This window comes from Micromonospora sp. DT178, from assembly GCF_049841695.1.
Taxonomy (GTDB): Bacteria; Actinomycetota; Actinomycetes; order Mycobacteriales; family Micromonosporaceae; genus Micromonospora.
This window is the reverse complement of record NZ_JBNCKV010000014.1, coordinates 10313-36275: the sequence shown is the minus strand read 5'-3', so window position 1 is coordinate 36275 and position 25963 is coordinate 10313. Positions and strand designations below refer to the sequence as shown.

At 74.6% G+C, this 25963-nt stretch carries 21 protein-coding genes; 14 read left to right on the top strand and 7 right to left on the bottom strand.

The features are described 5' to 3' along the window. Positions 1 to 63 precede the first annotated feature (63 nt). The gene (gene pepN / locus ACLQ22_RS23145) at positions 64 to 2613 is read right to left on the bottom strand and encodes an aminopeptidase N (protein WP_425694167.1); all 2550 of its coding nucleotides are present in this window, start codon (positions 2611 to 2613) and stop codon (positions 64 to 66) included. A gap of 211 nt (positions 2614 to 2824) precedes the next feature. Here pepN and ACLQ22_RS23140 point away from each other — a divergent pair, with 211 nt between their 5' ends. The 4 genes from ACLQ22_RS23140 (at position 2825) to ACLQ22_RS23125 (ending at position 5847) form a co-directional block, all read left to right on the top strand. After that, positions 2825 to 3448: a disulfide bond formation protein DsbA gene (locus tag ACLQ22_RS23140; RefSeq protein WP_425694166.1), complete on the top strand. Its 624-nt coding sequence runs from the start codon at positions 2825 to 2827 to the stop codon at positions 3446 to 3448. A gap of 212 nt (positions 3449 to 3660) precedes the next feature. Continuing rightward, positions 3661 to 4014 carry a hypothetical protein gene (locus tag ACLQ22_RS23135; protein ID WP_425694165.1) on the top strand — a complete coding sequence of 118 codons (354 nt, stop codon included), beginning with the start codon at positions 3661 to 3663 and terminating at the stop codon, positions 4012 to 4014. 93 nt (positions 4015 to 4107) lie between these two features. Continuing rightward, positions 4108 to 5307 carry a DUF1015 family protein gene (locus tag ACLQ22_RS23130; protein ID WP_425694164.1) on the top strand — a complete coding sequence of 400 codons (1200 nt, stop codon included), beginning with the start codon at positions 4108 to 4110 and terminating at the stop codon, positions 5305 to 5307. Positions 5308 to 5379: 72 nt separating this feature from the next. Continuing rightward, positions 5380 to 5847 carry a ribose-5-phosphate isomerase gene (locus tag ACLQ22_RS23125; RefSeq protein WP_425694163.1) on the top strand — a complete coding sequence of 156 codons (468 nt, stop codon included), beginning with the start codon at positions 5380 to 5382 and terminating at the stop codon, positions 5845 to 5847. A gap of 134 nt (positions 5848 to 5981) precedes the next feature. On the opposite strand, the gene ACLQ22_RS23120 is transcribed toward ACLQ22_RS23125, so the two are convergent. Continuing rightward, complete coding sequence (locus ACLQ22_RS23120) at positions 5982 to 6302, bottom strand: hypothetical protein (protein WP_425694162.1); 321 nt, start codon at positions 6300 to 6302, stop codon at positions 5982 to 5984. Positions 6303 to 6548: 246 nt separating this feature from the next. Between ACLQ22_RS23120 and ACLQ22_RS23115 the strand changes: the two genes are divergently transcribed. Further along, positions 6549 to 7094, top strand: coding sequence for a hypothetical protein (locus ACLQ22_RS23115; RefSeq protein ID WP_425694161.1), 546 nt, complete (start codon positions 6549 to 6551; stop codon positions 7092 to 7094). A 146-nt stretch (positions 7095 to 7240) separates the two neighbouring features. On the opposite strand, the gene ACLQ22_RS23110 is transcribed toward ACLQ22_RS23115, so the two are convergent. Continuing rightward, the gene (locus tag ACLQ22_RS23110) at positions 7241 to 7507 is read right to left on the bottom strand and encodes a hypothetical protein (RefSeq protein WP_121399395.1); all 267 of its coding nucleotides are present in this window, start codon (positions 7505 to 7507) and stop codon (positions 7241 to 7243) included. Positions 7508 to 7700: 193 nt separating this feature from the next. Here ACLQ22_RS23110 and ACLQ22_RS23105 point away from each other — a divergent pair, with 193 nt between their 5' ends. From ACLQ22_RS23105 to ACLQ22_RS23070, 8 genes are all read left to right on the top strand, one after another. After that, positions 7701 to 8498 (top strand): S1 family peptidase, encoded by a 798-nt coding sequence (locus ACLQ22_RS23105; protein WP_121399394.1) that lies wholly within the window; start codon positions 7701 to 7703, stop codon positions 8496 to 8498. A gap of 268 nt (positions 8499 to 8766) precedes the next feature. Next, positions 8767 to 9057, top strand: a complete 291-nt coding sequence (locus ACLQ22_RS23100) for a hypothetical protein (RefSeq protein ID WP_425694160.1) — start codon at positions 8767 to 8769, stop codon at positions 9055 to 9057. A gap of 37 nt (positions 9058 to 9094) precedes the next feature. Continuing rightward, entirely contained in the window at positions 9095 to 10663 is a 1569-nt protein-coding gene (locus tag ACLQ22_RS23095) for a fatty acid--CoA ligase (RefSeq protein WP_425694159.1), read from the top strand. A gap of 592 nt (positions 10664 to 11255) precedes the next feature. Further along, positions 11256 to 14381 carry a non-ribosomal peptide synthetase gene (locus ACLQ22_RS23090; RefSeq protein ID WP_425694158.1) on the top strand — a complete coding sequence of 1042 codons (3126 nt, stop codon included), beginning with the start codon at positions 11256 to 11258 and terminating at the stop codon, positions 14379 to 14381. Positions 14382 to 14425: 44 nt separating this feature from the next. Next, complete coding sequence (locus tag ACLQ22_RS23085; RefSeq protein WP_425694157.1) at positions 14426 to 15409, top strand: aldo/keto reductase; 984 nt, start codon at positions 14426 to 14428, stop codon at positions 15407 to 15409. A gap of 40 nt (positions 15410 to 15449) precedes the next feature. Further along, positions 15450 to 16187 carry a hypothetical protein gene (locus ACLQ22_RS23080; RefSeq protein ID WP_425694156.1) on the top strand — a complete coding sequence of 246 codons (738 nt, stop codon included), beginning with the start codon at positions 15450 to 15452 and terminating at the stop codon, positions 16185 to 16187. Continuing rightward, the gene (locus ACLQ22_RS23075; RefSeq protein WP_425694155.1) at positions 16184 to 17041 is read left to right on the top strand and encodes a family 3 encapsulin nanocompartment shell protein; all 858 of its coding nucleotides are present in this window, start codon (positions 16184 to 16186) and stop codon (positions 17039 to 17041) included. The genes ACLQ22_RS23080 and ACLQ22_RS23075 overlap by 4 nt, the downstream gene beginning before the upstream one ends. A gap of 18 nt (positions 17042 to 17059) precedes the next feature. Then, a complete protein-coding gene (locus ACLQ22_RS23070; RefSeq protein ID WP_425694154.1) occupies positions 17060 to 18208 on the top strand; it encodes an MFS transporter in 1149 nt (382 codons plus the stop codon). Positions 18209 to 18338: 130 nt separating this feature from the next. On the opposite strand, the gene ACLQ22_RS23065 is transcribed toward ACLQ22_RS23070, so the two are convergent. From ACLQ22_RS23065 to ACLQ22_RS23050, 4 genes are all read right to left on the bottom strand, one after another. Further along, the gene (locus ACLQ22_RS23065) at positions 18339 to 19436 is read right to left on the bottom strand and encodes an NAD(P)/FAD-dependent oxidoreductase (RefSeq protein ID WP_425694153.1); all 1098 of its coding nucleotides are present in this window, start codon (positions 19434 to 19436) and stop codon (positions 18339 to 18341) included. Positions 19437 to 19680: 244 nt separating this feature from the next. Next, positions 19681 to 20904, bottom strand: coding sequence for a S8 family peptidase (locus ACLQ22_RS23060; RefSeq protein WP_425694152.1), 1224 nt, complete (start codon positions 20902 to 20904; stop codon positions 19681 to 19683). Positions 20905 to 21021: 117 nt separating this feature from the next. After that, positions 21022 to 24285, bottom strand: a complete 3264-nt coding sequence (locus ACLQ22_RS23055; protein ID WP_425694151.1) for an Hsp70 family protein — start codon at positions 24283 to 24285, stop codon at positions 21022 to 21024. Positions 24286 to 24391: 106 nt separating this feature from the next. Then, a complete protein-coding gene (locus ACLQ22_RS23050) occupies positions 24392 to 25258 on the bottom strand; it encodes a sigma-70 family RNA polymerase sigma factor (RefSeq protein ID WP_425694150.1) in 867 nt (288 codons plus the stop codon). Positions 25259 to 25410: 152 nt separating this feature from the next. Here ACLQ22_RS23050 and ACLQ22_RS23045 point away from each other — a divergent pair, with 152 nt between their 5' ends. Further along, positions 25411 to 25869 carry a carboxymuconolactone decarboxylase family protein gene (locus ACLQ22_RS23045; RefSeq protein WP_121400081.1) on the top strand — a complete coding sequence of 153 codons (459 nt, stop codon included), beginning with the start codon at positions 25411 to 25413 and terminating at the stop codon, positions 25867 to 25869. The last annotated feature ends 94 nt before the right edge of the window (positions 25870 to 25963 follow it).

The window sequence follows — 25963 nt, the reverse complement described above, 5'->3', positions numbered from 1 at the left end:
CTGCACCTGAGTGACGAAGCCCGGTCCGCGACGCGGACCGGGCTTCGTCGTGTGACGCGTACGTCAGGCGCTGCGGGCGTCCCGCTCGCGGGCCCGCAGGGCGCGGACGACGCCGTCGCGGCCCTCGACCACCAGCCGGCGCAGCGACGTCGGGTGGCCGTCGCCGGCCAGCCACGCGTCGGTGGCCGCCACGGTCTCGTCGTCCACCAGGTACGCCGGGTACGCCAGCTGCGCGAACTCCTGCGCCGGCTCGCTGTCCCGGCTGCCCCAGACCTGGTCCACCACGGCGAAGTACCTGTCCCGGTAGGGCACCGTCAGCTCGATCTGCGCCGGGTGGATGAGGCCCTGCAACAGCGCCCGGTTGCGCCAGTTCGGCAGCGCCTCCGGGCCGGTCAGCTGGGCCCATACGGCCGCCTTGTTCTCCGCCGTCGGCACCAGCGCGTGCGCGTACGCGGCCTCGCGTTCGCCACTGGCCGTCCGGTCCCCGGCCAGCTCGGCCTCGATCTCGGCGGGGCCGGCCGCGCCGTTGGCGACCAGCGCGTCCAGCACGGCCCAGCGCAGCTCGGTGTCGATGGACAGGCCGGCCGGGACGTCGGTGCCGGCCAGCCAGCCGCGCAGGGTGGCCAGGTCCTCGGCCGAACGGGCTGCCGTGGCGTACGCGCGGGCCCAGGTCAGCTGGAAGCCGCTGCCCGGTTCCGCCGTCGCCAGCGTCGTGCGCGCGGTGCGGGCCAGCTCCGCCCAGCCGGTCGGCGCCCAGGCCGGGTCGGCGTAGAAGCTGAGCGCCGTCTTGGCCTGGCGCAGGGCGGCGTTGACCAGGTTGATGTCGGTCTCGGCGGGCAGCCCCGCCAGCACCAGCGCCACGTAGTCGCGGGCGGCCAGTTCGGCGTCGCGGGTCATGTCCCAGGCGGCGGTCCAGCACAGCGCGCGGGCCAGCGAAGACTCGAAGCCGGCGATGTGCTGCACCACGGTGGCCATGGAACGCTCGTCGAGGCGCAGCTTGGTGTAGGTGAGGTCGTCGTCGTTGAGCAGCAGCACGTCGGCGGCGGGCACGCCGCGCAGCGCGGTCAGCTCGGTCCGCTCGCCGGTGACGTCGACCTCGTGGCGCTCGCGGCGGACCAGCCGGCCGTCGGTCAGGTCGTAGAGGCCCACCCCGATCCGGTGGGTACGCAGCGTCGGGTGCCCGGTGGGCGCCTCCTGGAGCACGACCACCTGCTCGTAGGTGCCGTCCGCGCCGATCGTCAGCTCCGGCCGCAGCGTGTTGACCTGCGCCGTCTCCAGCCACTGGGCGGCGAACTTGCGCAGCTCCCGGCCGGAGGCCGTCTCCAGCTCGGAGAGCAGGTCGTCGAAGGTGGCGTTGCCCCAGGCGTGCTTGGCGAAGTACGCCCGCAGGCCGGCCAGGAACGGCTCCTCACCGACGTACGCGACGAGCTGCTTGAGCACGCTCGCGCCCTTGGCGTACGTGATGCCGTCGAAGTTGACCTCGACCGCCTCCAGGTCCGGCATCTCGCAGTAGACCGGGTGGGTGGAGGAGAGCTGGTCCTGCCGGTAGCCCCAGTTCTTCCGGATGGACAGGAACGTCGTCCAGGCCTCGGTGAAGCGGGTGGCGTGGGTGTTGCACCAGTGGCTGGCCCACTCGGCGAACGACTCGTTGAGCCACAGGTCGTTCCACCAGCGCATGGTGACCAGGTCACCGAACCACATGTGCGCCAGCTCGTGCAGGATCGTGTTCGCCCGCTGCTCGTACTCGTAGTCGGTCACCTGCGAGCGGAAGAGGTAGTGCGACTCGGCGTGCGTGACGCAGCCGAAGTTCTCCATCGCGCCGGCGTTGAAGTCGGGCACCCACAGCTGGTCGTACTTGGGCAGCGGGTAGCGCACGCCGAACTGCTCGTGGAAGAAGTCGAAGCCCTGCTTCGTGACGAGGAAGAGGTCGTCCGAGTCGAGGTGCGGTGCCATCGAGGCCCGGCAGAACGCGCCCAGGTCGATGCCGTCGTGGCTGTCGCGCACCTCGTGGTACGGCCCGGCGCAGAGGGCGGTGATGTAGGTGCTCATCCGCACCGAGGTGGCGAGGTGGACCGTCTTCAGCCCCTCGCCCGCCGGCTCCTCCCGCTCCACCGGCATGTTCGAGACCACCTTCCAGTGGTCCGGGACGGTGGCGTGCCAGGTGTAGACGCTCTTCAGGTCGGGCTGGTCGAAGCAGGCGAAGACCCGCTGGGCGTCGGCCGTCTCGAACTGGCTGTAGAGGTAGGTCTCGCCGTCGACCGGGTCGACGGTGCGGTGCAGGCCCTGCCCGCTGTTCGAGTACACGAAGTCCGCCTCGACGACCAGCGTGTTCTCGCTGTCGAGTCCCGACAGGGTCAGGCCCTTCTCGGCCGACCAGTCGCCCAGGTCCACCGGAGAGCCGTTCAGCGTCGCGGACCGCACGGAGTCGGCGGCCAGCTCGATGAAGGTGCTCGCGCCGGGTTCCGCGCACCGGAAACGCACCTCGGTGGTCGAGCGGAAGGTGCGAGCCTCGGCCGCCCGTACGGCGGACGAGAGGTCCAGACTGATGTCGTATCCGGTCACGTCGAGCAGGCGGGCCCGCTCGGTGGCCTCGACCTGCGTCAGGTTGCGCACTCCCGGCACTTTTCGTCTCCATCCCGTTTCGCCGCACGCCCTGGTGGCGCCGTCATCGACCGTTCGTGGCGGCCGGATTCGAGTCTTCCATGCACGAACACCCCGTGGCGGGCGAGGTCACGCTTCCATTCCGCTGCCGGCCGGTGCCCGCCGGGGTGAGGATCGCAGGAGGTGCCGGGAGGCCGGCGCACCCGTCGTGAAGGGACCAGCCGTGAGCGAGCGTGCCGCCGTAGACATGTGGTTCGACCCCCTCTGCCCGTGGGCGTGGATCACCTCCCGCTGGCTGCTGGAGGTGGAGCAGGTCCGGGACGTGGACGTCCGGTTCCGCGTGATGAGCCTGTCGGTGCTCAACGAGGGCCGGGAGCTGCCCGAGCGGTACCAGGAGCTGATGCGCACCGGCTGGGGCCCGGTGCGGGTCTGCGTCGCGGTGGAGCAGCGCTACGGCCAGGACGCCGTGCGCAAGCTCTACACGGCGCTCGGCACCCGGATCCACCTCGGGCAGGAGGAGCCCACGCGGGAGCTGTTCGTCGCCGCGCTGACCGACGTCGGGCTCGACCCGGCGCTGGCCGACGTCGCCGAGGGCACCGCCCACGACGAGGCGCTGCGGGCCAGCCACGAGGCCGGGATGCGTCCGGTCGGCACCGACGTCGGCACCCCGGTGATCCACGCGCCCGGCCCGGACGGCGGCACGGTCGCCTTCTTCGGCCCGGTGGTCACCCCGGCGCCGAAGGGGGAGGCCGCCGGCCGGCTCTGGGACGGCGTCCTGCTGGTCGCCGGCACCCCCGGTTTCTACGAGCTGAAGCGCTCCCGCGACCGCGACCCCATCTTCGACTGACCCGCTGCCTTCTCCGGCCCTCCGGTGGGCGCCTCCCGGACCGGTCAGGGGGTCGCGTCGGAGTTCCCGACGCGGACCCCCTGAGCGACGGGGGAGGCGGGGCCGGGGGAGGGCGGGGCGGGCGTCACCGGGGTGGCGGCGGGATCGTTGGCCCGGGTGTCCGCCGCAGCGACCCGCAGGGCCGCACCCCGCAGCTCGTGGAGGCAGTTCCGATGGCCAAGCACCGTGTGCCCGGTGACGATCCGTCGACCCGGGAGGGGGTGACCGAGCGCCCGGACGCGGCGTACTGGTCGGTCGACGACTCCCGCTGGCCGGCGGTCCGTCCCGACCTTCCCGCCCACATGGTGGACCTGCTCGCCCCGCCGATCGTGGTCGGCGTCGCCCGCGTGCCGGCCACCTCCCGGCTCACCCCGCCGGCCGAGCACCGGCCGGTGCCGGCCGCGTCGGCCGGGACCCGCAGGATCGTGCCCGCCGCACCGGGCGTGCCGGGCCGGCGACCGGCGGGCGGCCCCACGCCGGGCGGCCGGCACCGCCGGGCGGCGGGACAGTCCGACCGCACCGCCTGAATCCGGCCCACCGGCCCGGTAGCTCTTTCATCTGGTGGACCCCGCGCGGGTCCCGCGCCGGCGGGGCTCGCGTCGCCGGTAGCGTCTTCGCCCATGACGGTCGTGCATCCGATCGCCCGGGCCTGGATCACCACTGGCGGCACCGGCGCGCAGAACTACGACGAGTTCGCCGACGACGCGGAGATCACCGCGATCATCGAGGCGAACCCGCACAGTGCCCTCGGCATCGAGATGCCGCACCGGGCGCCGGAGAGCCTGGGGAAGCCCTTCCTCGACGCCCTGCCGGACGCGGTGACCCGGCTCGCCGAGGCCAAGGCCGACGGCAGCTACACGCCCGCCGAGCAGGTCGTGGTCCTCTACCGGATCAGCGCGCCGGGGGAGGAGAACGCGTACGGGCTCTTCGCCATGGTGGACACCGACCAGATCTCCACCCGGGCCGACGAGCCCGGCCTGGTCATCCGCAACGAGGACGTCTTCATCGCCAAGGTGCGGGAGCGGGTGGCGCTCGCCGAGGCCCTGGGCCACCTGCTGTCGCCCGTACTCCTGCTCCAGACCGGGCGCGGCGACGAGCTGCACGCGGCCCTCGCGGCGGCGACCGACGCCGCCGGCGCGCCGGCGGCGACCGACACCGACCAGGCCGGGCGCACCCACGCCATCTGGCTGCTGGGGCCGGGCCCGGCCCAGGACGAGCTGACCGCCCTCGCGGGCGGCGGCGAGCTGGTCGTGGCCGACGGCAACCACCGCAGCCTGGCCGCGCAGACCGGCGGGCTGCCGCGCTTCCTGTCGGTGATCACGACCCCGGCGTCGGTGGCGATCCAGCCCTACAACCGGCTGGTCAGCGAGCTGACCACCACCGCCGACGACCTGCTCGCCCGACTCCGCGCCGCCGGGGCGGAGATCAGCCCGATCGACGGCCCGGTCGAGGTCCCGGCGTCCGGCGGCACCGTCCACCTCCGCCTCGCCGGCCAGGGGTACGAGGTCACCCTGCCGCATGTCGGCGAGAACCGGCTGGAGAACCTGGACCACGCCCTGGTCGAGCGGCTGCTGCTGCGCGACGCGCTCGGGCTCGACCCGGGCGACAAGCGGATCACCTACGTCGGCGGCGACTACCCGGCGAGCTGGCTGACCGGCGAGGTCGACGCGGGCCGGGCCGAGCTGGCGGTGCTGGTCGCCCCGGTGACGGTGGACGACTTCGTCGCGGTCAACCTGGCGCGGGAGAAGATGCCGCGCAAGAGCACCTGGTTCACCCCGAAGGCGCGCGGCGGCCTGGTGGTCGCCGAGCTGTCCCGCTGATCCTGTGACGAATCCGCCTCCGGGGCGCCGCCCGCGCGTCGTCCCGGAGGCGCGCCTGACAGACTGCGCGGTATGCGCGTCTACCTGGGATCCGACCACGCCGGTTTCGAGTTGAAGGTGCACCTGGTCAACCACCTGACCAAGGAGGGGCACGACGTGGTCGACGTCGGCCCGCACGCCTTCGACCCGGACGACGACTACCCGGCTTTCTGCCTGCACACCGGTGACCGGGTGGTGGCTGACGTGGGCAGCCTCGGGGTGGTCATCGGCGGCTCGGGCAACGGCGAGCAGATCGCCGCGAACAAGGTGGCCGGCGTCCGGGCGGCCCTCGCCTGGAGCATCGACACCGCCCAGCTGGCCCGCGAGCACAACGACGCGAACGTCGTCGCGGTCGGCGCCCGCCAGCACACGCTGGACGAGGCCACCGCCATCGTCGAGGCGTTCCTGACCACCCCGTTCTCCGGCAACGAGCGGCACGCCCGCCGGATCGCCCAGGTGGCCGACTACGAGGGCACCCGCCAGCTCCCCACGCTCCCCTGACCGTCCACCCGGCCGTCCCGCCGGCCGGGTGACGCCGGGGCGGTGCGGGTCCTGGACGGATCACGCTCCCGGAGGGGGCGTTTCTCCGGTCGCGTCGCGCGGTGCGACCCTCCGCACGCTCCCAGCGTCCGGGGTCAGCGGCGGGGGAGGTCCTCGCGGGGCGTCCAGTTGCGGCGGATGATCACGACGCGTTCCTCGGCCGCGGCCAGGTCCTCGTCCGTGGGGCGGGCGGCGTCGCGCGCCCGCATCGCGGCGGTCACGCTCACCTGGGAGGAGCCGGGGCCGACGAGACCACGCAGGCCGCGATCGCCCTCGTCACCCGGGCCGCCCCGGCGGCCACGCGGCGGCTCGGGGCCGTCGTGCACCCCGGCGGTCGCCGCGTTCGGGCCCTCGGTCCCGCCCGTGTCACCGCTCGGGTGCCGTAGCCGGCGCCGGCGTCGCTCCGTCTCGCCCATCAGCCGACCGTACCGCCCCGGCCCGGTCGGCGCCGGCTCGCGCGTCCGACGGGCGGCGGGCGGGGCGGCCGGTGACCTCGGTCACGACGACGCGCTCGTCGGCCGCCGCCGGGCCGACCGGCCCTCGCCGTGGCCGGCGGATCGGGGGCCCGCGCCCCGGTACGGCCTCGGCGACCGGTTTGCGGGCTGGCTACCCTCGGAACAGACGGCGGCCGGTGGTCGCCGTCGGTCCAGGGGAGGGACGAGATGGTCGACCAGACGCAGCCGTGGGCCGAGCGGACCGTCGAGGTGCCGCCGCAGCCCGGTGCCGGGGTGCCGCCGCAGCGCGACGGCTTCCAGCGGGGGGTGGCCTCGGTCGGGCAGTCCCGTACGACGCGCACCGAGCCGTTCCCCGTCGTCGAGCACGAGCCGACGGGCACCGGGTGGCCGGGCGCGCCTGCTCCGCGCCGGCCGCTGAGCTGGCACGTCGAGCAGTTGAAGCGCGGCGGCGAGTGGAGTGCCGCCGGCGCGCTCTTCGCCTTCGTCTGCTGGGGGATCTGGGCGATCTCGGGCGGCGGGAACCTGGGCGGCCCGTTCCTGATCTTCCTGCTGAGCCTGCTGGTGGCCGCCGGCCTCTTCGCGTTGGCCCGGCTGCTCGGCCGCGTGGTGCTGGAGCGTCAGCTGGGCCGGGTGCGGCGCAGCGCGCGCGGGGCGCACCTGGTGACGGCGGTCTTCCTGGCCGGTCTCGGGATCGCCTACCTCCAGCAGACCGAGTGGGTCATGTCGGCCTGGAACTGGATCAGCAACAACTGACCGTACGCCCGGGCGGGCCGGCCTGCGCCGCCCGCCCGCGCGCCCGGTCGCGGCGTCTCGCGACCTCCGGTCGTTCCACCAGGTCGCCGGCTGCTTACCCGGCCGGCCGCGGTTCATCCGCGCCCGGCCGGGGCTGATCCGCGGGATCAGTGCTTCCCGCCGTGACCCTCCGCGTCCGCCTTCGGCGAGGCCACCCGGGCCTCCGGGTCCTCGACGCCGGGCTCCCCGCCGTCCGGCGCCACCATTCCGTCGTAGTTGTAGACCGTGCCGTCCTCGCCGTGCTGCTTCGTGGTCCGGATGTACCGGTGCATCATGCCGTCGATCTCCACCTCGAGCAGGGCGTCGCCGCCCGTGTCGATGGTGCTGCCGTCGCGGGGTCCGCCAACCAGGTGTGCCTTCGTGTTCGTGTCCATGTGAAGGCCGTACCCGGGCGGTCCCGGCGCAAAACGGGCGGTGTGCGTACGGCGCGCCGAATCCTGGTCGGCTGCGGTATGACCGACGCGGGATGTGTCGGGGCATTGCCATTCATCGATAGATCTCCATAGGCTCCCGCCATCGGTTTCCGGCGCGCCGCCTCGGCGCGTCGCGAGGGTTCGGGAGGCTCCCATGGTCCGTTGGCGCACACTCGTCGGCCGGTTGGCCGCCGCGTTGGTGGCGGTCACCGCCGGCTCGTTCGTCCTGGCCGTTCCGGCCTCCGCCAAGCCCGGGCCCGAGGTGACCCCGTACGTCGTGGGCGGGACGCTGGCCGCGCAGGGCGAGTTCCCCTTCATGGTCCGGCTCTCCATGGGCTGCGGCGGTTCCCTCTACAGCCCGCGCCTGGTGCTGACGGCCGCGCACTGCGTCGGCGGGACCGGCACGAACACCAGCATCACCGCCACCCTCGGCGTGGTGGACCTCCAGTCGTCGAGCCGGATCCAGGTCCGCTCGAACTACGTCTACCGGGCGCCCGGCTACAACGGCAACGGCAAGGACTGGGCCCTGATCCGGCTGGCCACGCCGGTCACCACGCTCCCGACGCTGAAGATCGCCACCAGCACCGCGTACGACAACGGCACGTTCACGGTCGCCGGCTGGGGCGCCACCCGCGAGGGCGGCGCGCAGCAGCGCTACCTGCGCAAGGCCACCGTGCCGTTCGTCAGCGACGCGACCTGCAACTCCTACTACGGCGGCCAGATCATCGCGAACGAGGAGATCTGCGCCGGCTACGCCAGCGGCGGCATCGACACCTGCCAGGGGGACTCGGGCGGCCCGATGTTCCGGCGGGACGCGAGCAACGCCTGGATCCAGGTCGGCATCGTGAGCTGGGGCAACGGCTGCGCCCGGCCCTCGTACCCCGGCGTCTACACCCAGGTGAGCACCTTCGCCCCGGCGATCGCCTCCGCGGCGGCGAGCCTCGGCGGCTGACCCGCACCGCCCCCGGGGGCCCGGCCGGCTCGTCCGGCCGGGCCCCCGCGCGTGCTCCGGCTGCTCCCTGCCTGTGCGCCCGCCCGACCGCCGCGCACGCGCCGACCCGATCGCCGCGCGTGGCGCTGGCGGTCCACCTGCGGTTCCGGCGGCGGATGCCGGGCGCACCCGGCATCGAGCCCGCGCGGCCAGTTCTTCCGCTGTTACCCAGGGATGGACGGGCGCCGATTACGTTCAGTTCGCGCTCGCGCACAAAGGGGGAACAGCGATGACAACATCGCCGGTCAGGAACGGCGCGCCGGTCGGGCGGGCGACATTCGCCGATCATCCGGTACCGCTGGCGGACGTCCTGCGTCCGTACGCCGGTGCGAAGACCCGGTACCTCAAGTCCGCGACGGTCGCCGCGGCCAACGGGCTGGCGAGCGCGGAGGGCGGGTTCGTCCAGATCATCGACATGCCCTGGCGCTTCCGGGACGACAACGGCGGCATCGTCGAGGGCGAGGTGCGGATGGCGCTGGTCGACCCGCCCGGCATGCGTCTCGCGGCCGACGCGGCGTGAGTCGCCCCCACCCGTACGCCCCCTGAGGAGGACCCCGGTGACTGTTCAGTTGCGCACGCTCGTCGACGTGGTGCGCAGGCACGCCGCCCAGCAGCCGGACGCCGTCGCGATCATCTGCGAGGGCCGGCGCGTCGACTACGCCACCCTGCACCGCGTCAGCAACCAGGTCGCGCGCGGCCTCCAGGCGGCGGGCCTGCGCCCCGGCGACCGCATCGCCTACCTGGGCAGGGAGTCCGAGCACTTCTACGACCTGTTCTTCGGGGCGGCGAAGGCCGGCGTGGTCTTCGTACCGATCAACTGGCGGTTGGCCGCCGGCGAGGTCGAGCACATCCTGCGGGACTCCGGGGCCGCCCTGCTCTTCGTCGACTCCGACTCGGCCGTCGTCGCCGAGAAGCTGGCGCCGGAACTGCCGATGCTGCGACAGGTGGTGGCGCTGGACTCCGACGGCGTGGCCCGCGCCGGCTTCGCGGCCTGGGTGTCGGCGCAGCCGGACGCGAACGTGCTGGCCAAGGTCACCTCCGACACTCCGCTGGCGCAGATGTACACCAGCGGAACGACGGGCCTGCCGAAGGGCGTCGTCCTGGCGCACCGCAGCTTCCTCGCGGTACGCGACGGGCTCGCCAGCGAGAACCTGGACTGGCTCGACCTGCGCGAGGGAGACGTCAGCCTCCTCTGCAACGGCGGCTTCCACATCGGCGGCCTGTCGTGGGCGGCGATGGGTTTCGCCGCGGGCGCCACGAACGTGGTGATGCGCGAGTTCACCACGGCCGGTGCGGTGGAGCTGATCAGGACCCTGCGGGTCACCACCATCCTCGCGGTGCCCTCGATGCTGCGACTGCTGCTCGCGGAGCCCGGCGTCACCAAGGCGGACTTCGCCTCGCTGCGCAAGATCGTCTACGGCAGCGCGCCCATCTCGACGGCGCTGCTGGCCCGCTGCATCGAGGGCTTCGGCTGCGAGTTCGCCCAGATCTACGGCCTGACCGAGACCGGCAACTCCGCGGTCTGCCTGCCCCCGGCCGACCACACCCCCGACAGCGGCAAGATGCAGTCGGCGGGGCTGCCGTACCCGGGCTTCGAGGTCAGGATCGTGGACGACAAGGGCGACCCGTTGCCCCCCGGCGAGGTCGGCGAGGTCTGGCTGCGGTCGCCGGGCGTGATGGTGGAGTACTGGAACCTGCCGGAGGCCACGGCGAAGACGCTTGTCGACGGGTGGGTCGTCACCGGCGACGCGGGCCTGCTAGACGAGGACGGCTACCTGTTCATCCGCGACCGAATCAAGGACATGATCATCGTGGCGGGGGAGAACGTCTACCCCGTCGAGGTCGAGAACGTCATCAGCCGGCACCCGCTGGTCGCCGAGTCGGCGGTCGTGGGCGTGCCGGACGAGCGCTGGGGCGAGGCCGTGTACGCGTTCGTGGTGCCGGTGGAGGGTCAGCAGCTCACCGAGCGCGACCTGGCGCTGCACCTGCGCGGCCAGCTCGCCGGCTTCAAACAGCCGCTGCACTACGAGTTCATCGACCGGGTGCCGCGCAACCCCAGTGGCAAGGTCCTGCGCCGCGAGCTGCGGGAGCGGTTCTGGCAGGGCCACGAGCGCCGGGTGAGCTGAGCGCGGCGGTGGTCGGCGAGGGGGACACCGCGACCCGCCGTACCGGCTGCGCCGACGCGAGCCCGCCGTGGCCTCGTCGACGGCTGGATCGGGACCGCCCTCGCGGGTCCGGCCGGCCCGTCCGGTCGGGCCTCACACGGGTGCCCGTTCGATTCCTGGCCGCGCGCCACCTGAAGGCGTCGCCGGTCCGGCGGCCCGCGCGTCGCCGGCTACCGCCCGTCATCGTGCCTGCTCGTCCGGGTGGCGGGGACGGTCCGTCCGCCCCGTCGGTCCGCCTCCGCGCGGTCGAGGGTCCAGCGTGGATTCTGCGCGTACGCCGGTGTGTGGGCGAAGGATTCCCTGGTGGGGGGCCTGTTCGCCGGACGGTCGGCGCGCGGGGAGCCGCTCGGGGACGCGGTCGCGAATTTCAAGTGACGAAAATCGATGTAGCAGAAAGTTGCGTGTTCCCTCCTTTCGGTCGGCCCTCTAATGTCCTTGACCAGCAGCTAGGGCATCGACCGGTGACGATAAGAACCCTTGCTGTGCGTCGGGTCGGATTCGTCCCGTCCGCGGCGTGACGACAGGCCGGGCGAGCTCGGGGACAGGAGGCGTGATGAGGGCGGGCGACACCGGACACGCGGCGGCGGTTGCCGTCTCCGACGGACCCACCTGCCGGTGCACCGCCAACCCTCCGGCGGCCGCCGGGACACCGCACGACGACCGGCCCTTCCTCGCCGTGCCCGGCATGGTCGAGGAGCGCGTCGACCGGCACCCGCACCGTCGGGCGGTGTCCTTCCGGGGCCGCTCGCTGACTTACCGCGAACTCGACGACCTGGCCAACGGCGTCGCCGCCGCCCTGGCCGGGCGGGGCGTCCGGCGGGGCGACGTGGTGCCCGTCCTGCTCGCCGACGGGCTCGAACTGCCCGTCGTCGACCTGGCGTTGATGAAGCTCGGCGCGGCCTTCGTACCCGTCGATCCCGGCTGGCCGGCGGACCGCCTGCACGCCTCGCTGCGGGTGGTCCGGCCCCGGCTCGCGGTGGTACGCGGCGCCGGCCCGCGTCCCGACACCGGAGACGTCCCCTGCCTGCCCGTCGACCTCGACGAGATCACCCCGACCCGCCGCCGGCCCGGCGTGCCGATCGGCCCGGCCGACCTGATCTACGGCATCTTCACCTCCGGCACCACCGGCACCCCGAAGTGCGCGCTGAACCGGCACGACGGGATCGCCAACCGGCTGCGGTTCATGACCCGCCACTTCGCGGCGACCGGCGACGAGGTGGTGCTCCAGAACAGCCGGCACACCTTCGACTCGTCGGTGTGGCAGATGTTCTGGCCGCTGACCACCGGCGGCCGGACGGTGGTGCCGGTCGAGGGCGGGTTCCTCGACGTCGAGCGGACCGTCCGGACCATCGCCGACGAGGCCGTCACGATGACCGACTTCGTGCCGAGCGTGCTCGGCGCGCTGGTGTCGGTCCTGGACCGGGACCCGGCCGCCCGCCGCGCCGTCGCGTCGCTGCGCAACGTGATCGTCGGCGGCGAGGAGATCGACCCGTGGGCGGTGCACCGCCTGGTCGAGCTGGTGCCGGGGGTGGCGGTCACCAACGGCTACGGCCCCACCGAGGCGTCGATCGGCATGATCTTCCACACCGTCGCCCGATCCGACGGCGACGTCATCCCCATCGGCCGGCCCATCGACAACTGCTACGCCGCCGTGGTGGACGCCGAGCTGCGTCCCCTGCCGCCGGGCGAGACCGGCGAGATCGTCATCGGCGGCGTGTGTCTGGGCGAGGGGTACCTCGGCGACGCGGCCCGCACCGCCGAGGTGTTCGTGCCCAACCCGCTGCCCGGCATCCCGGGCCCGCGGCTCTACCGCACCGGCGACCTCGGCCGGATCGCCCCCGACGGCCGGCTGCACTTCGCCGGCCGCCGCGACCACCAGCTCAAGGTCAACGGCGTGCGGATCGAGGCCGGCGAGATCGAGACCGCCGCCACCCGGCTGGCCGGCGTACGGCAGGCGAAGGTCCTGCTCGCCCGCGAGCACCGGGGGAAGTCGCTGGCCCTCTTCCTCGCCGCCGACCCCGAGGTGACGGAGCCGCAGGTGCGGGCGCACCTGCGGCGGCTGCTGCCCCGGACCCACGTGCCCCGGCACGTCGTCGTGCGCGACGCGCTGCCGCTGACCGGCAACGGCAAGGTCGACCGACGGGCGCTGGAGGCCTGGCTGGACCGTACGCTCGCCGACCGGACGCGCCCGTCGGCCGCGCCCGCCGAGGCGCGGACGCTGCCCGACCGTGTGCTGGGGGTGTTCCGGACGGTCCTCGGCCGGCCCGACCTCGGCCCCGACACCGACTTCCTCGACGCCGGGGGCGACTCGCTGCAGGCCCTCGACGTGGTCACCGCCCTTGGCGCGGACCAGAGCCTCCGCGTCGGCGTGCAGGACCTGTTCACCCACCGCAGCGCCGCCCGGCTCGCCCGTGCGCTCGCGGTACGGCTGCGCGCGGCCGACCCCGCCGAGACCGAGGACGAGCTGGTGGAGCGGGACGCGAAGGTCCCGGCCGACCTGCCCGTACGTCCCGTCGGCCGGCGCCGGGCACCGCGTACGGTCCTGGTCACCGGGGCCACCGGATTCGTCGGCGCGCGCCTGGTCCACGAGCTGCTCGCCACCACCGACGTCCGGGTGCTGTGCCTGGCCCGCGCGGCCGACGACGCCGAGGCCACCGCCCGCGTCGTGCGCGCGCTGGCCGAGCGGGGCCTGTGGCGGCCCGGCCACGGCCTGCGCCTGCACGGGTACGCGGCCGACCTCGGCCAGCCGGCCCTCGGCCTGACCCCGCAGGCGTGGGACCGGCTGGCCCACGACTGCGACCTCGTGCTGCACGCCGGGGCGCTGGTCAACTTCCTGTTCGACTACCGGGCCCACCGCGCCGCGAACGTCCTCGGCACCGCCGAGCTGCTGCGGCTGTGCCTGACGGGCCGGCCGAAGCCGCTGCACCACGTCTCCACCCTCGGCGTCCTCGACAGCGAGGCCGCCCGCCATCCCCAGCCGCTGCCCGAGACGTACGACCCGGCCCTCGCCGTCCCGCCGACGAGCGGCTACAGCCGGTCGAAGTGGGTGGCGGAGCGGTACCTCGACGACGCCCGGCGGCGGGGCGCGACCATCACGATGCTGCGCCTCGGCGAGGTGATGCCCGCGGCGGACGACGGCCACCCCAACCCCCGGGCCCTGACCCACCTGCTGCTGGCGGCCTGCCATCGGCTGCGGATGCGGCCCGACGCGCCCGTGCGCTCCGACTGGACGCCGGTGGACTGGGCCGCCCGGCGGATCGTCGCCACGGTCGTCGACCCGCGCCAGTGGGGCGGCACGCTGCACGTCCTGCACCCGGTGAGCGTCGACTTCACCGACCTGCCGCTGGCCGGCCCGGACGCCCTGCCCCGGGTGAGCTGCGGGCGGTTCCTGGCGGGGCTGCGCGAGGCGGCGGACGAGGGCGACCGCGACGCCGCCGTGCTGCTGGCCCTCTTCCCGCCCGGCGCGGGCGCCGACGAGGAGCCGCTGCGCGCGGTCTTCGCGACGCTGCTCACCGACAACCCCCGGCTCTTCCGGCGGGACGGCTGCGCCGAGCTGGAACGGCACCGGGGCTTCAGCGACCACCGGCTCGGCCCGTCCGTCGGTGCCTACCGCGCCTGGCTGGGCGAGCACGTGCGGCGGGCGGCGGACCGGCTGCTGCTGCCGGCGGGACCAGGGTGAACGGCCGCGCGTGACGCGGTGACCGGCACGGATGAGGGAGTGGAATGCGATACCGCAGGATGGGTCGGCTCGGCTGGCAGGTCAGCGAGGTCGGGTACGGGATGTGGGGCATCGGCGGTGGACCCGGCGGCTTCACCGGCTGGGACTACGACACCGCACCGGCCTGCCTGGACGAGGCGGTGGAACGGGGCTGCAACTTCTTCGACACCGCCTGGGTCTACGGGCGGGGCGTCAGTGAGCAGCTCCTCGGCGGCCTGGTGCGCCGGCACCCGGACCGCCGGCTGTACCTGGCCACCAAGATCCCGCCGAAGAACCGCGAGTGGCCGCCCGGCCCCCAGGACAGCCTGGACGACGTCTTCCCGGCCGAGCACATCCGCGAGTTCACTTACCGCAGCCTCGAGAACCTCGGCGTGGACCGGATCGACCTGCTCCAGTTCCACGTCTGGGAGGACCGGTGGGCCGCCGACGGCCGCTGGCAGGAGGCCGTCGCGGACCTCAAGCGGGAGGGCGTGGTCGAGGGTGTCGGGATCAGCGTCAACCGGTGGGAGCCGACGAACTGCCACGCCGCCCTCGACACCGGCCTGATCGACGTCGTGCAGGTCATCTACAACATCTTCGACCAGGCGCCGGAGGACGAGTTGTTCCCGCGCGCCCAGCGCGACGACATCGCGATCATCGCCCGGGTCCCGTTCGACGAGGGGACGCTGACCGGCACGCTGACCGCCGACAGCACCTGGCCGGAGGAGGACTGGCGTAGCACGTACTTCGGGCCGGAGAACCTGCTGCCCAGCGTGGAGCGCGCCGAGCGGCTGGCCGCCGACGTGCCGGCGGGGATGACCATGCCGGAGCTGGCGCTGCGGTTCATCCTGCACCACCCGGCGGTGAGCACGGTGATCCCCGGCATGCGCCGCGTCGAGCACGTCCGCGCCAACCTGGCCGTCAGCGACGGCGAGCCGCTGGACGCCGGACTGCTGGACACGCTGCGCGCGCACCGGTGGGACCGCAAGCCCACGTCGTGGTCGCAGTGAGCGCGGCGCAGCGCCGGGCGACGCGGTACGGGAGGCCCGCATGCCGGTGATCGCCATGTGGGCGCACCCCCGGGCGCTCTCCACCGCGTTCCTGCGCATGATGATCGCCCGCGGCGACGTCACGGTCGTCCACGAGCCCCTGGTCACCCTCGTCGACGAGGGGCACGTCGAGCTGCCCGCCGCCGACGGCGGCACCGTCACCGTGACCGACGTGGCCGAGGTCGTCGCGCACCTGACGGAGCTGGGCCGGGACCGGACGGTCTTCGTCAAGGACACGCTCGAATACCGCTACGAGCACCTGTTCGCCGATCCCGGGGCGATCGCGGACGTCACGCACACCTTCATCGTCCGGGAACCGGCCCGCACGATCAGTTCGCACTACGCGATCAAGCCGACGGTCACCTGCCCGGAGATCGGCTACGAGCACCAGTGGGAGCTGTTCGACCTGGTCAGCCGCACCGCGCGCCGGCCGCCGGTGGTGATCCGGGCCGAGGACCTGCTGCGGCACCCCGGCGAGACGGTGTCGGCCTGGTGCGCCACCGTGGGGCTGCCGTACCGGCCGGAGGCGCTGAACTGGGCGCCGGGGGAGCGCGCCGAGTGGCGGCGCACCCGCAAGTGGCACCTCGACGTCGAACGCACCTCGGGCTTCTCGCCGGTCGAGAAGTCCTTCGAGGTGACCGTCGCCAACAACGACACCCTGCGGTCGTACCACGACCACCACCAGCCCTTCTACCAGCGGCTGATCCGGCACGCCATCTCCATCGGGGAGGACTCATGACCACCACCGCCGCGCCGCCCGTGACCGCGTCGTCGACGCTGTCGCCCGGTGAGCTGTTCGCCCGCGCGTACGCCGACGATCCCGCCGGCGCCGAGGTGCGCTTCGACTACACCATCACGGACGCCTTCCAGCCGACCAAGGAACGCCCCCGGGTGACCGTCCGCAACCTGTTCCGCAAGCGGCCGGTCGGCATGGAGCCGGTCCGGTTCTGGTGCGAGGGCCGGCCCGACGCGGGCGAGGCCGCCGTGGTGCACGAGTCGGGCCTGCGCCGGGAGGCCGCCTTCCGGTTCGGCACCGCCTCCGCCGGCGTGCACCCGATCCGCGCCTGGGTGCGCATCCCCGAGGAACTCGCCGACGACCCGGAGGGGCTGGCCTCCTTCATCGACTACCGGCTGCTGGTCCGCCTCGCCACGGCCGAGAACCAGGCGCTGACCATCGGCGAGGGCGGCCTGCTGCGGCACCCGGAGATCGGGCGGCTGCCGTACCGGCACGACTGGCTCAGCGGCCTGCTCGCCGCCTGCGACGAGATCGAGCAGACCGGGGCCACCCCGCACGCGATGATCGTCAACCCGCGGGACTACTACACCCACCTGCTCGGCCGGGGCGCGCTGCTGGCGGACCTGACCCGCAACGGCGTCCAGATCAGCCGTACGCGGATGGTGGCGCCGGGCGAGGCGGTGGTGGGGGACTTCGCGATGGCGGCCCGCCTGCTGGACGCCGGGCGGTCCTCGATTCGCGTCGATACCCCGCCGCCCGGTACGCTATCCATCGATGGCTCTGCCGTCTGTGCCGAGATCCACGAGGGCTTGGCCGTGCACCTGCCGACCCACTTCTTCCACGTCGTACCGGCCTAGGAGCGTCATCGCATAGCCATGACCGGCGGAAAACTCTCGTACTACCGGCCCATAGCGCCGCTCTTCGCCGCGATCTTCCTGTGCCTTCTGGGCGTGGGCGCGTCCCTGGCCGTGCTGCCGTTCTACGTGCTCGAGGAGCTGGACGGCAACCGGGTCGAGGTGGGGGTGGTGATCGCCGCGATCGCGGTCTCCGCCGTGATCGCCCGACCCATCGCCGGCCGGATCGGCGACCGGCACGGTTACCGGACGGTGATGCTGGGCGGGGCGCTGGTGTGTGCCGCCGCCGGAGCGGCCTACCTGGTGGCCGGCAGCGTCGGCGTGCTGGTCGGCGTCCGGGTCCTGCACGGGATCGGTGAGGCGGCCGTCTACACCGCCGGCGCGGCCTGGCTGGTGGCGCTGGCGCCGGCCGACCGGCGGGGCCGCGTCGTCGGCCTGTACGGCATCCACATGTGGCTGGGCATCACGCTGGGCACCGTGCTCGGCGCGGTGCTGCTGCGTACCTCCGGTTATGCCACGGTGTGGCTGTTCGCGGTCCTGGCGGCGGCCGCCGGGGCCGCGTTCGTCGCCGCCCGGCCGGGGCCGCAGCAGGCGAGCCCGGCGGGCCGGGCCGGCATCCTGCCGCGCAGTGCGGTGGCGCCCGGCGTCGCGCTCTCCCTGGCCGGGTTCGGCTACGCCGCGCTGGCCTCGTTCGTGGCCCTGCACATGGCCGAGCGGGGCGTCGAGAACGGCATCGCCGCGCTCAACGCGTTCGGCTTCACCTACGTGGGGGTCCGGCTCTTCGTGGGTGGGCTGCCCGACAAGCTCGGCGCCGGCCGGGTGGCCGTCGGGTCGGCCCTGGTGGAGGCGGTGGGGCTGCTCCTCGTCGCGCTCGCGCCGAACCTGCTGGTCGCGGTCCTCGGCGGGCTGGTGATCGGCGCCGGGCTCTCGCTGCTCTTCCCGGCGCTGGCCCTGTTGGTGATCAACCGCACGGACCCGGCCCATCAGGGGGCGGCGCTCGGTGCGTTCACCTCGTTCTGGGACATCGGCCTGGTGGCCGGGGCACCGCTGGCCGGCCTGGTCGCCAGCGTGTCCGGCTACCCGGCGGTCTTCCAGGTGATGCTGCTGGCAGCGCTGCTGTCGGCCGCCCTCTCGGCGCTGACGATGCTCCCCCGCCGCCGCTCCCTCTAACCCCCTCCCCCTCCCCCCCCGGGGCCCCCCGTAACCCCGCTGATCATGAGGTTGGCGGCGAAGTCGATCTCCTCGGCTGCCGCCAACCTCATGATCGACGCGCGTGGCCGGGGCCGGGTGGGTGGTTGGGTCAGGGGAGGCGGGTGGGGGAGAGGGGGGTGGGGTCCACGGGGGGTCTGGCGTCGACCGCCAGCGCGGCGAGCAGGGCGCCTGCCGCGGGCGAGGTCTGTACGCCGTAGCCGCCGAGCCCGGCCATCCAGAGGAAGCCCGGCGCGTCGGTCGCCGGGCCGATCACGGGCACGTCGTCCGGGGCGGCGGTCCGCAGCCCGGCCCAGGGCTGGTGGACGCGGCGGATCTCCAGTGTGGTCGCCGCCTGCACCCGCTCGGCGCCGATCGCCACGTCGAGGTCGTCGGGGCGGGCGTCGCCCGGCGGCACGGGAGTGGTGTCGCACGGGGAGACCAGCAGGCGCCCCGACTCCGGCTTGAAGTAGAAGCTGCTGTCGACGTCGCCGACCATCGGCCAGTCCGCCGCCGCGACGCCGGCCGGCGCGTCCACCAGGAAGGCGGTGCGTCGCAGCGGCGTCAACCCCAGCGGTCGTACGTCGGCCGCCGCCGCGACCTCGTCGGCCCAGGCGCCCGCGGCGTTGACGACGACCCGGGCGGTGAACTCGCCGGCGTCCGTGGTCACCTGCCATCCGCCGCCGACCCGCCGCAGCCGGCGCACCCGCGCGCCGCACACGACCCGGCCGCCGGCCGCCCGGACGCCCCGCAGGTAGCCCTGGTGCAGCGCGGCGACGTCCAGGTCCCGTACGGCCGGCTTCACCATCGCCCGCCGGCACCACTCGGGCCGCACGACGGGGCAGTGCCGGGGCAGGTCGGCGACGTCGATCTCGCGGGCCGGCGGGTCCACCTCGGCCCCGTCGCGCAGCGCCGCCTCGAAGGCGTCCTCGCTGCCGGGCGGGCAGAGGGTGAGGACGCCGCGCGGGGTGAGCAGCGGGTGCTCGGTGAACCCCGGCGGCGGCGCGGTGAGGAAGCCCCGGCTGGCCCGGGTCAGGGCGCGCACCGCCGGTCCGCCGTAGTACTCGGAGTACGTCGCGGCCGAGCGGCCGGTGGAGTGGTGGCCGGGAACCTGCTCCATCTCCAGCAGCACCACGGTCCCGTACGCGGCGAGATGGTGTCCGGCGCTGGCGCCCGCGATGCCCCCGCCGATGACCAGGTAATCGATCATCGACTGAACGGTAGTCGGCGGACCCACGGGGGACAAGGGTCGACGAACATCGATCGTCGAGCCGCGATCCGGGCGTCACCCCCGAGAGCGGGCCGCGTCACCCCCGAGAGCGGACCGTGCGGCCCGCCGGTGCGACGGGCCGCGCGGACAGCGCGCCGGGAACGGGTGCCCGGCAGTTCGGACGTACGCCGGATCCGGTGCCCGGCAGCTCGGCCGGGCACCGGCGTCCGGCGCCCGCGTGGGCTCAGGGGCCGCAGTAGAGCAGACGGTTCGGCGTGCCGCTGACCACGCCAGTGACCACGCCGGTCGTCGCCCTGCCGACCAGATGAGCCGCCACCTGGGCGGGGCTCCAGGTCGGGTTGGCCGAGAGGGCGAGCGCGGCGCAGCCGGCGACGTGTGCGGCGGCCATCGAGCCGCCGCTGATGGTGACCGCCGCCGCGTCGCCGGTGTGCCAGGTGGAGGTGATGTTGGCGCCGGGGGCGAACAGGTCGATGCAGCTGCCGTGGTTGCCGCTCGGCATCCGGGCATCGGTGATGGTGGTGCCGGCCACGGTGAGCGCCGCCGCCACCCGCGCCGGGGAGTAGTTGCAGGCGTTGGCGTTCGAGCTGCCCGCCGTGACGGCGTAGGTCACCCCGGACGCGATCGACCGGTTCACCGCGGCGTCCAGCGCCGTGCTGGCGCCGCCGCCGAGCGCGAGGAGCGCCACCGCCGGCCGCACGGCGTTCGCGGTGACCCAGTCCACCCCGGCGATCACCTGGGAGAAGGTGCCGCTGCCGGCGCAGTTGAGCACCCGCACCGGCCGCAGCCGGACCTCCTTGGCCACCCCGTGCAGGGTGCCGCCGATGGTGCCGGCGAGGTGGGTGCCGTGGCCGTTGCAGTCGTCCGCCGGGCCGCCGTCGACGAGGTCGACGCCGCCGCCGGCCCGGACGCCGAAGTCGCCGTGCGTGCTCCGGATGCCCGTGTCGATGACGTACGCGTGCACGTTGTGCGCGGTGTTCGGGTAGGCGTACCGGCCGTCGAGCGGGAGGTGGCGCTGGTCGATCCGGTCCAGCCCCCACGACGGCGGGTTGAGCTGCACGCCCGGCCCGACGAGGGTCACCACCCGGTCCCGTTCCACGTACGCCACGGCCGGGTCGGCGGCGAGCCGGCGGGCGGCCCGCTCCGGCAGGTGCGCCACGAATCCGCTGAGCGCGTGCCCGTAGACGCGCTCGACGGTGGCCCCGTAGCGGTCTGCCAGCCGGCCGGCGGCGTCCGCCACGGCGGCCCGCCGGTCGCCGGCGCGTCCGACCGCGTCGTCCCTGAGCACCACGACGTATCCGTCGGTCACCGCGCTCGCGGCGTCGGCGTGCAGGATCTCGCCGGTGGCCGGGGTCGCCGCCGCGGGGGTGCCCATCGCGGCGACGACCGTGGCGGCGGCGAGTACGCCCACCGCGCGGGCCCGCCATCGCCGGGTACGGGGAAGTGTCATCTGCCGGTCCTCCTCCTGTCGGCCCCGCGTCGGCTCGTGACCGGAAGCGGAGCAGCCTGGCCGTTGAGAGGAGGCTATCGGCTATATAGATCGATCTGAATGGCTGTCGGGTATCGGCTACTCGGCGAACCGGTAGAGCACGAAGCCGTACGGGGACTCCGCCCCGGCGTCCCCGCTCTGCCTACCGGCACCGCAGGCGATCACGCTGGTGTTCCACGAGCAGCTGTCGCTGCGTACGTCCTCCAGCTGGCCCAGCTCGGCCACCTCGCCCGAGCCCACCGACACCCCGGCGACGCTGCGGTCGTCCTCGACCGAGCTGGGCGGGTCGGCGAGGAGCAGCAGGTTGCCCGCGTCGAGCCGGACCGCCACCCCGCCGCGCTCGGACAGCACGGCGCGACCGTCGGGGTCGAACAGCGTGCCGGCCGACTCGGGGGAGGTCCGCCGGGCGAGCAGGTGCTCGCCGAGCGGCACGAGCCGGGTGGCCCGCGGTGCGTCCCAGCGGCTCACCTTCTCCTCGGTGGCCGCCACGACCTCGGTGGTCTCGTCGTCGCCGCCGGTCACCTCCAGCAGGCACGCCCGCCGCTCGCCGCAGGGCACCAGCGCCTCCGGCCGGCGCTTGTCGTCCTCGGCCGTGTAGAGCACCTTCGGCTGGGCGTTGCTCGTCAGGTCGTACGCGAGCAGCTGGTAACCGGCGTCGTCGCGGGCCACGTAGAGCCGGTCCTCGTGCGCCACCACCAGGTCGTCGTAATCGGCCACCCCGGCACGGGTGCGGACCACCCGGCCGCTGCCCATGTCGATCAGCCGTACGGACCGGTCCGCGCCCACCTGCACGATCCGGCTGACGTCGCCCCGCCAGGGGTCGCGCGGGGAGCCGTCGAGGAAGGCCGGGCCGCCCAGCGCCTTGTCCGTGGTGACCGGGTGGACGCTGGTGCGGGTGTTGTCGTACTCGTCGCGCGGGCTGGGCTGCGTCCACTCCTCGCGGCCGTCGCCCAGGCGCAGCCCGACGAGCCGCTTCCCGGCGCGGTCCACCTGCACCGCGACGCCGTCGCCGAAGAGGACGTCGTCGTTGCCCAGGATCGGCCGGCGCCACCGCTGTTCGCCGGAGGCGCCGTCGAGCAGCAGCAGGTCGCGGGGGGTGTCGTCGCCGATGGCGTCGGCGAAGACGGCGACCGCGCCGGGCAGGGCGACGATCCGCTTCCACCGCTCGGAGGACGCCGCCGTCTGCCTGCGCCACTTCACCGCGCCGGTGCCGGCGTCGACCGCCACCACCTCCAGCCGCCCGTCGTCGAGCGGATACCCGAGGTACGCCCGGTCGCCGAGGACCGCGGTGAACATGTCCGCGGGCCGCTGCGTGCCGGCGGGCACCCGGGTCAGCTGGTCGACGGTGCGGAACTCCAGTGCCGGGTAGCGGTCCCGGGTCAGGTACAGCACCGCCGCGGTCGCCACGCCGGCCAGCGCGAGAACGGCGGCGAGCGAGATCCAGAGCGCCCGGCGTCGGGGGAGCGCCGGCCCACTCCGGCCGCCGCCGGGCGACGGCGACACCGGCGTTCCGGAGACGGGTACGCCCGACCACGGCCCTGCGGGACCGCCCAGGGGTACGCCCGGCGGTGCGTAGGGCGCCCCGCCTCCGGCCGGCACGCCCGGGGCCGGGCCGGCGGCCGGAGTCCCCGGCGGTGCGTACGGTGCCCCGCCTCTGGCCGGTGCGCCCGACGACGGGTGCGCCCCCGGCGCCCACGGCGGTGCGACCGGCGACGGGCCGGCGCCCGGCGGGGCGAACGCTGACGGGCCTGCGTCCGGCTGCGCGAACGACGACGGGCCTGCGTCCGGCGGGGCGAACGGGGTGGCCGGTGACGGGGCGGCGGGCACGGTCGGGGCGGTCGGCGGGCCGGCGACCATGGTCGGCGCCAGCCCGGCGGGCAGGGCCGGCGTGACGCCCTCCGGTCCGGCGACGGCGGTCGGCGTGGGGGCCGGGCCGGCGGGCACGGTCGGCGCGTTGCCGTCCTGGCCGCCGGCACGCCCGGCCGGCGCGGCGGGCTGGTGGGGCGCGGCCGGCCCGTGCGGCGGCCCGTCGGCGGGCCCGGGCTGCGCCGTCGGACCAGGCGGTGTCGATGCGGCGGCCTGTGGTGCCGGCGCGGCGGGATCGGGCTGTGGTGCTTTAGCCGGTCGCGCCGGGACGGCGGGCGCGGGGGGTTGCGCCGGCGCGGCGGCGGGCGCGGCGAAGGCGTCGGCGGACCGGGTCCGCCGGGGCAGGGGCAGGTCGGTCAGCGCCCCCTCGGCCACCGGCAGCTCAGGCTGCTCCAGCACGGTCGGGGCGACGCCCAGCTCGGCGTGCAGCAGCCGGGCCACCATCGGCATCCGGGTGGCGCCACCCACCAGGAAAAGGCCGGAGAGCTGCTGCGGGTCGAGGCCGGCCGCGCCGACCACCTCCCGGGTCACCGCCACCGCCCGGCCCAGCAGCGGCGCCGCCACCCGCTCCAGGTCGGCGCGGGTGAGCGTGACCGCCGCCTCCACACCCGGTACGGCCACCGGCGCGGCCGTGACCCGCGACAGCATCTCCTTCGCGCCCCGGACGTTCTCCCAGAGCTCGTGCCGCTCCCGCCACTGCGTCGCGGACTCCGGGCGGGTCAGCCGCTCCCACCGTGCCGGGTGCGCCTCGGCGACCAGCTCGCCGAGCCGACCCAGCAGGGCCACGTCCAGGTCCAGGCCGCCGAGGTCGTCGGCGCCTCCCGCGGTGACGACCGTGAACCCGGAGTCGCCCCACGGGTCGGCGCCCTCGTTGCGCAGCACCGCGACGTCCAGCGTCCCGGCGCCGAAGTCGAAGACCGCGATCGTCCCACCCACCGGCACCGGGCGGCGCAGCACCTGCGTGTAGTAGCGGGCGGCCGCCACCGGCTCGCGCAGCAGCCGGGTGCCGGGCGGCGTCGGACCGGAGAGCGTGTGCTCGGCCGCCGACGGCCAACCGGCCGTCGCCAGGGCGTCGGCCAGCACCTGGCGGCGGGCGGCGTCCCAGGTCGCCGGGCAGGTCAGCACGGCCGGGGGCAGGAACCCGACCGCCTCGACGGCGGCCCGGGCCACCGCGTGCAGCGTCGCGGCCAGCAGTTCGGCCGGCGGGTACCGGCGATCGCCCAACATGACCGCGGGCTCGTCGATGCGCCGCTTCGGGTTCGGCTCGTACCGGCCGGGATCGGTGCGGGCCAGCCGCTGGGCGTCGCGGCCGGCGTGCAGCAGCCCGTCGGTGTCGGCGTACACGCCGGAGGGGATGATCGGCTGCCCGTCCACGAGCAGCGGGCGGGTGTGCCCGTCGGGCCGGCGCAGCACGGCGACGGTGTGGGACGTGCCGAGGTCGACGCCGAGGGCGTACCCCTCGTGCTGGCCTGCCATCTGCCGTTACCTCCGCGGGACGAGGGGATGCCCGGCCCCGCATCGTACGCAGCAGCCGCACCAGGGCCGATCGCGCCCTGACGCGCGGCTCAGGCTGCGCGGGCCGTCAGCCCACGATCAGGTCCAGGCCGGCGATCTCGTCGGGGTCGGCGACCACCTCGATGCCGAGGATCCGGTCGGTGACCACGAAGCTGAGCACCAGGCGGGTAAGGCCGTCGACGACCACCACCGCTCCCGGCGCACCGTCGACGAACGCCGGCAGCGCCCCCTGTGCCTTGCCCGAGAAGAAGGCGGCCACCGTGGCCGAGCCGCGCGCCTCGCCGGCCCCGCCGATCCGGACGGCCGCGGCGTCGGAGCGCAGGACGACGTGCGGGTCGAGCAGGGTGAGCAGGTCGTCGAAGCGCCCCTCGCGGGACGCGGCGAGGAACGCCTCGACGGTCCCGCGCTGCCGGGCCCGGTCGGCCTCCGGCGCCGGCGACCCGTCCTGTACGCGCCGGCGGGCCCGGCTGGCGATCTGCCGTACGGCGGCCGGGCTGCGGTCGACGACGGGCGCGAGTTCGTCGAAGGAGACCGCGAACATGTCGTGCAGCACGAACACCAGCCGTTCGGTGGGACCGAGGGTCCGTAGCACCACGTCCAGCGCGCGCCCGACCGACTCCGTGAGCATCGCCTCCCGCTCGGGGTCGACCTCGCCGGCTCCGGAGGTGGTCGACTCGTCGGCGGCCACGTCGGCGGGCCGCTCGTGCCGCGCGGCGCTGGATCCCAGCCGGTCGAGGCAGACCCGCCCGACGGTGGTGGTGAGCCAGCCCGGCAGGTTGTCGATGCCGTCGGCGTCGGCGCGGCTGAGCCGCAGCCAGGTGTCCTGTACCGCGTCGTCGGCCTCGGCCCGGGAGCCGAGCATCCGCTGGGCCACGGAACGCAGCCGGGGGCGCTGCTCCTCGAAGCGCTCGGCGAGCAGGTCGGTGTCGCTCACGGCATCGCCACCCCGGCGGTTGTCCCGTCCTGGTGTGGCCCGGGTCACATCTGTCACGTCGCTCCTCCGGCTGTCGACAGCAGGGTGAGGAACCAGGAGCGCTGCGACGGCGAAGGCCGGCAGCGTAACAGGAAGGACCGTGCGAGATGTCCATGCAGGCCCGTATGCAGAACCCCGCGACGCTGCTCCCCGACACGGTGAAGGCGATCAACCTGCTCTACAAGGCGGCCCACTCGGCCGGCGTCCCCGGGAGCACCCTGGAACTGGTCCACCTGCGGGCCAGCCAGATCAACGGGTGCAGCGCGTGCGTCGATTCCGGCGCCCGCAACGCCCGGAAGGCGGGGGAGACCGAGGAGCGGCTGTTCGCGCTGGCCGCCTGGCGGGAGACGCCGTACTTCACCGACGCGGAGCGGGCCGCGCTCGCGCTCGCCGAGTGCGCCACCCGCCTCGCCGACCGGGCCGACCCCGTGCCCGACGAGGTGTGGGACGAGGCCGCCCGGCACTTCGAGGAGAAGGAACTGGCCGCGCTGGTGCTCTGGCTCGCCACCACCAACTTCTTCAACCGGTTGAACGCCACCACCCGCCAGCCCGCCCCCCAGAACTGGGGCTGAGCGGCGTCCGACCCGGGCGTGCGGCGTACGACCCCCCCCCCCCCGGCGGCGCGTACCCGGGCGGCGGTAAGACCGCGGGGCCCCGGCTCATATA

Bases quoted from the DNA above. Each gene is read 5' to 3' on its own strand.
- ACLQ22_RS23055 (WP_425694151.1), bottom strand. From the start codon at position 24,285: ATGGCAGGCCAGCACGAGGGGTACGCCCTCGGCGTCGACCTCGGCACG.
- ACLQ22_RS23120 (WP_425694162.1), bottom strand. From the start codon at position 6,302: ATGGGCGAGACGGAGCGACGCCGGCGCCGGCTACGGCACCCGAGCGGT.
- ACLQ22_RS23085 (WP_425694157.1), top strand. From the start codon at position 14,426: ATGCGATACCGCAGGATGGGTCGGCTCGGCTGGCAGGTCAGCGAGGTC.
- ACLQ22_RS23135 (WP_425694165.1), top strand. From the start codon at position 3,661: ATGGCCAAGCACCGTGTGCCCGGTGACGATCCGTCGACCCGGGAGGGG.
- ACLQ22_RS23070 (WP_425694154.1), top strand. From the start codon at position 17,060: ATGACCGGCGGAAAACTCTCGTACTACCGGCCCATAGCGCCGCTCTTC.
- ACLQ22_RS23090 (WP_425694158.1), top strand. From the start codon at position 11,256: ATGAGGGCGGGCGACACCGGACACGCGGCGGCGGTTGCCGTCTCCGAC.
- ACLQ22_RS23100 (WP_425694160.1), top strand. From the start codon at position 8,767: ATGACAACATCGCCGGTCAGGAACGGCGCGCCGGTCGGGCGGGCGACA.
- ACLQ22_RS23125 (WP_425694163.1), top strand. From the start codon at position 5,380: ATGCGCGTCTACCTGGGATCCGACCACGCCGGTTTCGAGTTGAAGGTG.
- ACLQ22_RS23130 (WP_425694164.1), top strand. From the start codon at position 4,108: ATGACGGTCGTGCATCCGATCGCCCGGGCCTGGATCACCACTGGCGGC.
- ACLQ22_RS23060 (WP_425694152.1), bottom strand. From the start codon at position 20,904: ATGACACTTCCCCGTACCCGGCGATGGCGGGCCCGCGCGGTGGGCGTA.
- ACLQ22_RS23110 (WP_121399395.1), bottom strand. From the start codon at position 7,507: ATGGACACGAACACGAAGGCACACCTGGTTGGCGGACCCCGCGACGGC.
- ACLQ22_RS23115 (WP_425694161.1), top strand. From the start codon at position 6,549: ATGGTCGACCAGACGCAGCCGTGGGCCGAGCGGACCGTCGAGGTGCCG.
- ACLQ22_RS23075 (WP_425694155.1), top strand. From the start codon at position 16,184: ATGACCACCACCGCCGCGCCGCCCGTGACCGCGTCGTCGACGCTGTCG.
- ACLQ22_RS23105 (WP_121399394.1), top strand. From the start codon at position 7,701: ATGGTCCGTTGGCGCACACTCGTCGGCCGGTTGGCCGCCGCGTTGGTG.
- ACLQ22_RS23065 (WP_425694153.1), bottom strand. From the start codon at position 19,436: ATGATCGATTACCTGGTCATCGGCGGGGGCATCGCGGGCGCCAGCGCC.
- ACLQ22_RS23080 (WP_425694156.1), top strand. From the start codon at position 15,450: ATGCCGGTGATCGCCATGTGGGCGCACCCCCGGGCGCTCTCCACCGCG.
- ACLQ22_RS23045 (WP_121400081.1), top strand. From the start codon at position 25,411: ATGCAGGCCCGTATGCAGAACCCCGCGACGCTGCTCCCCGACACGGTG.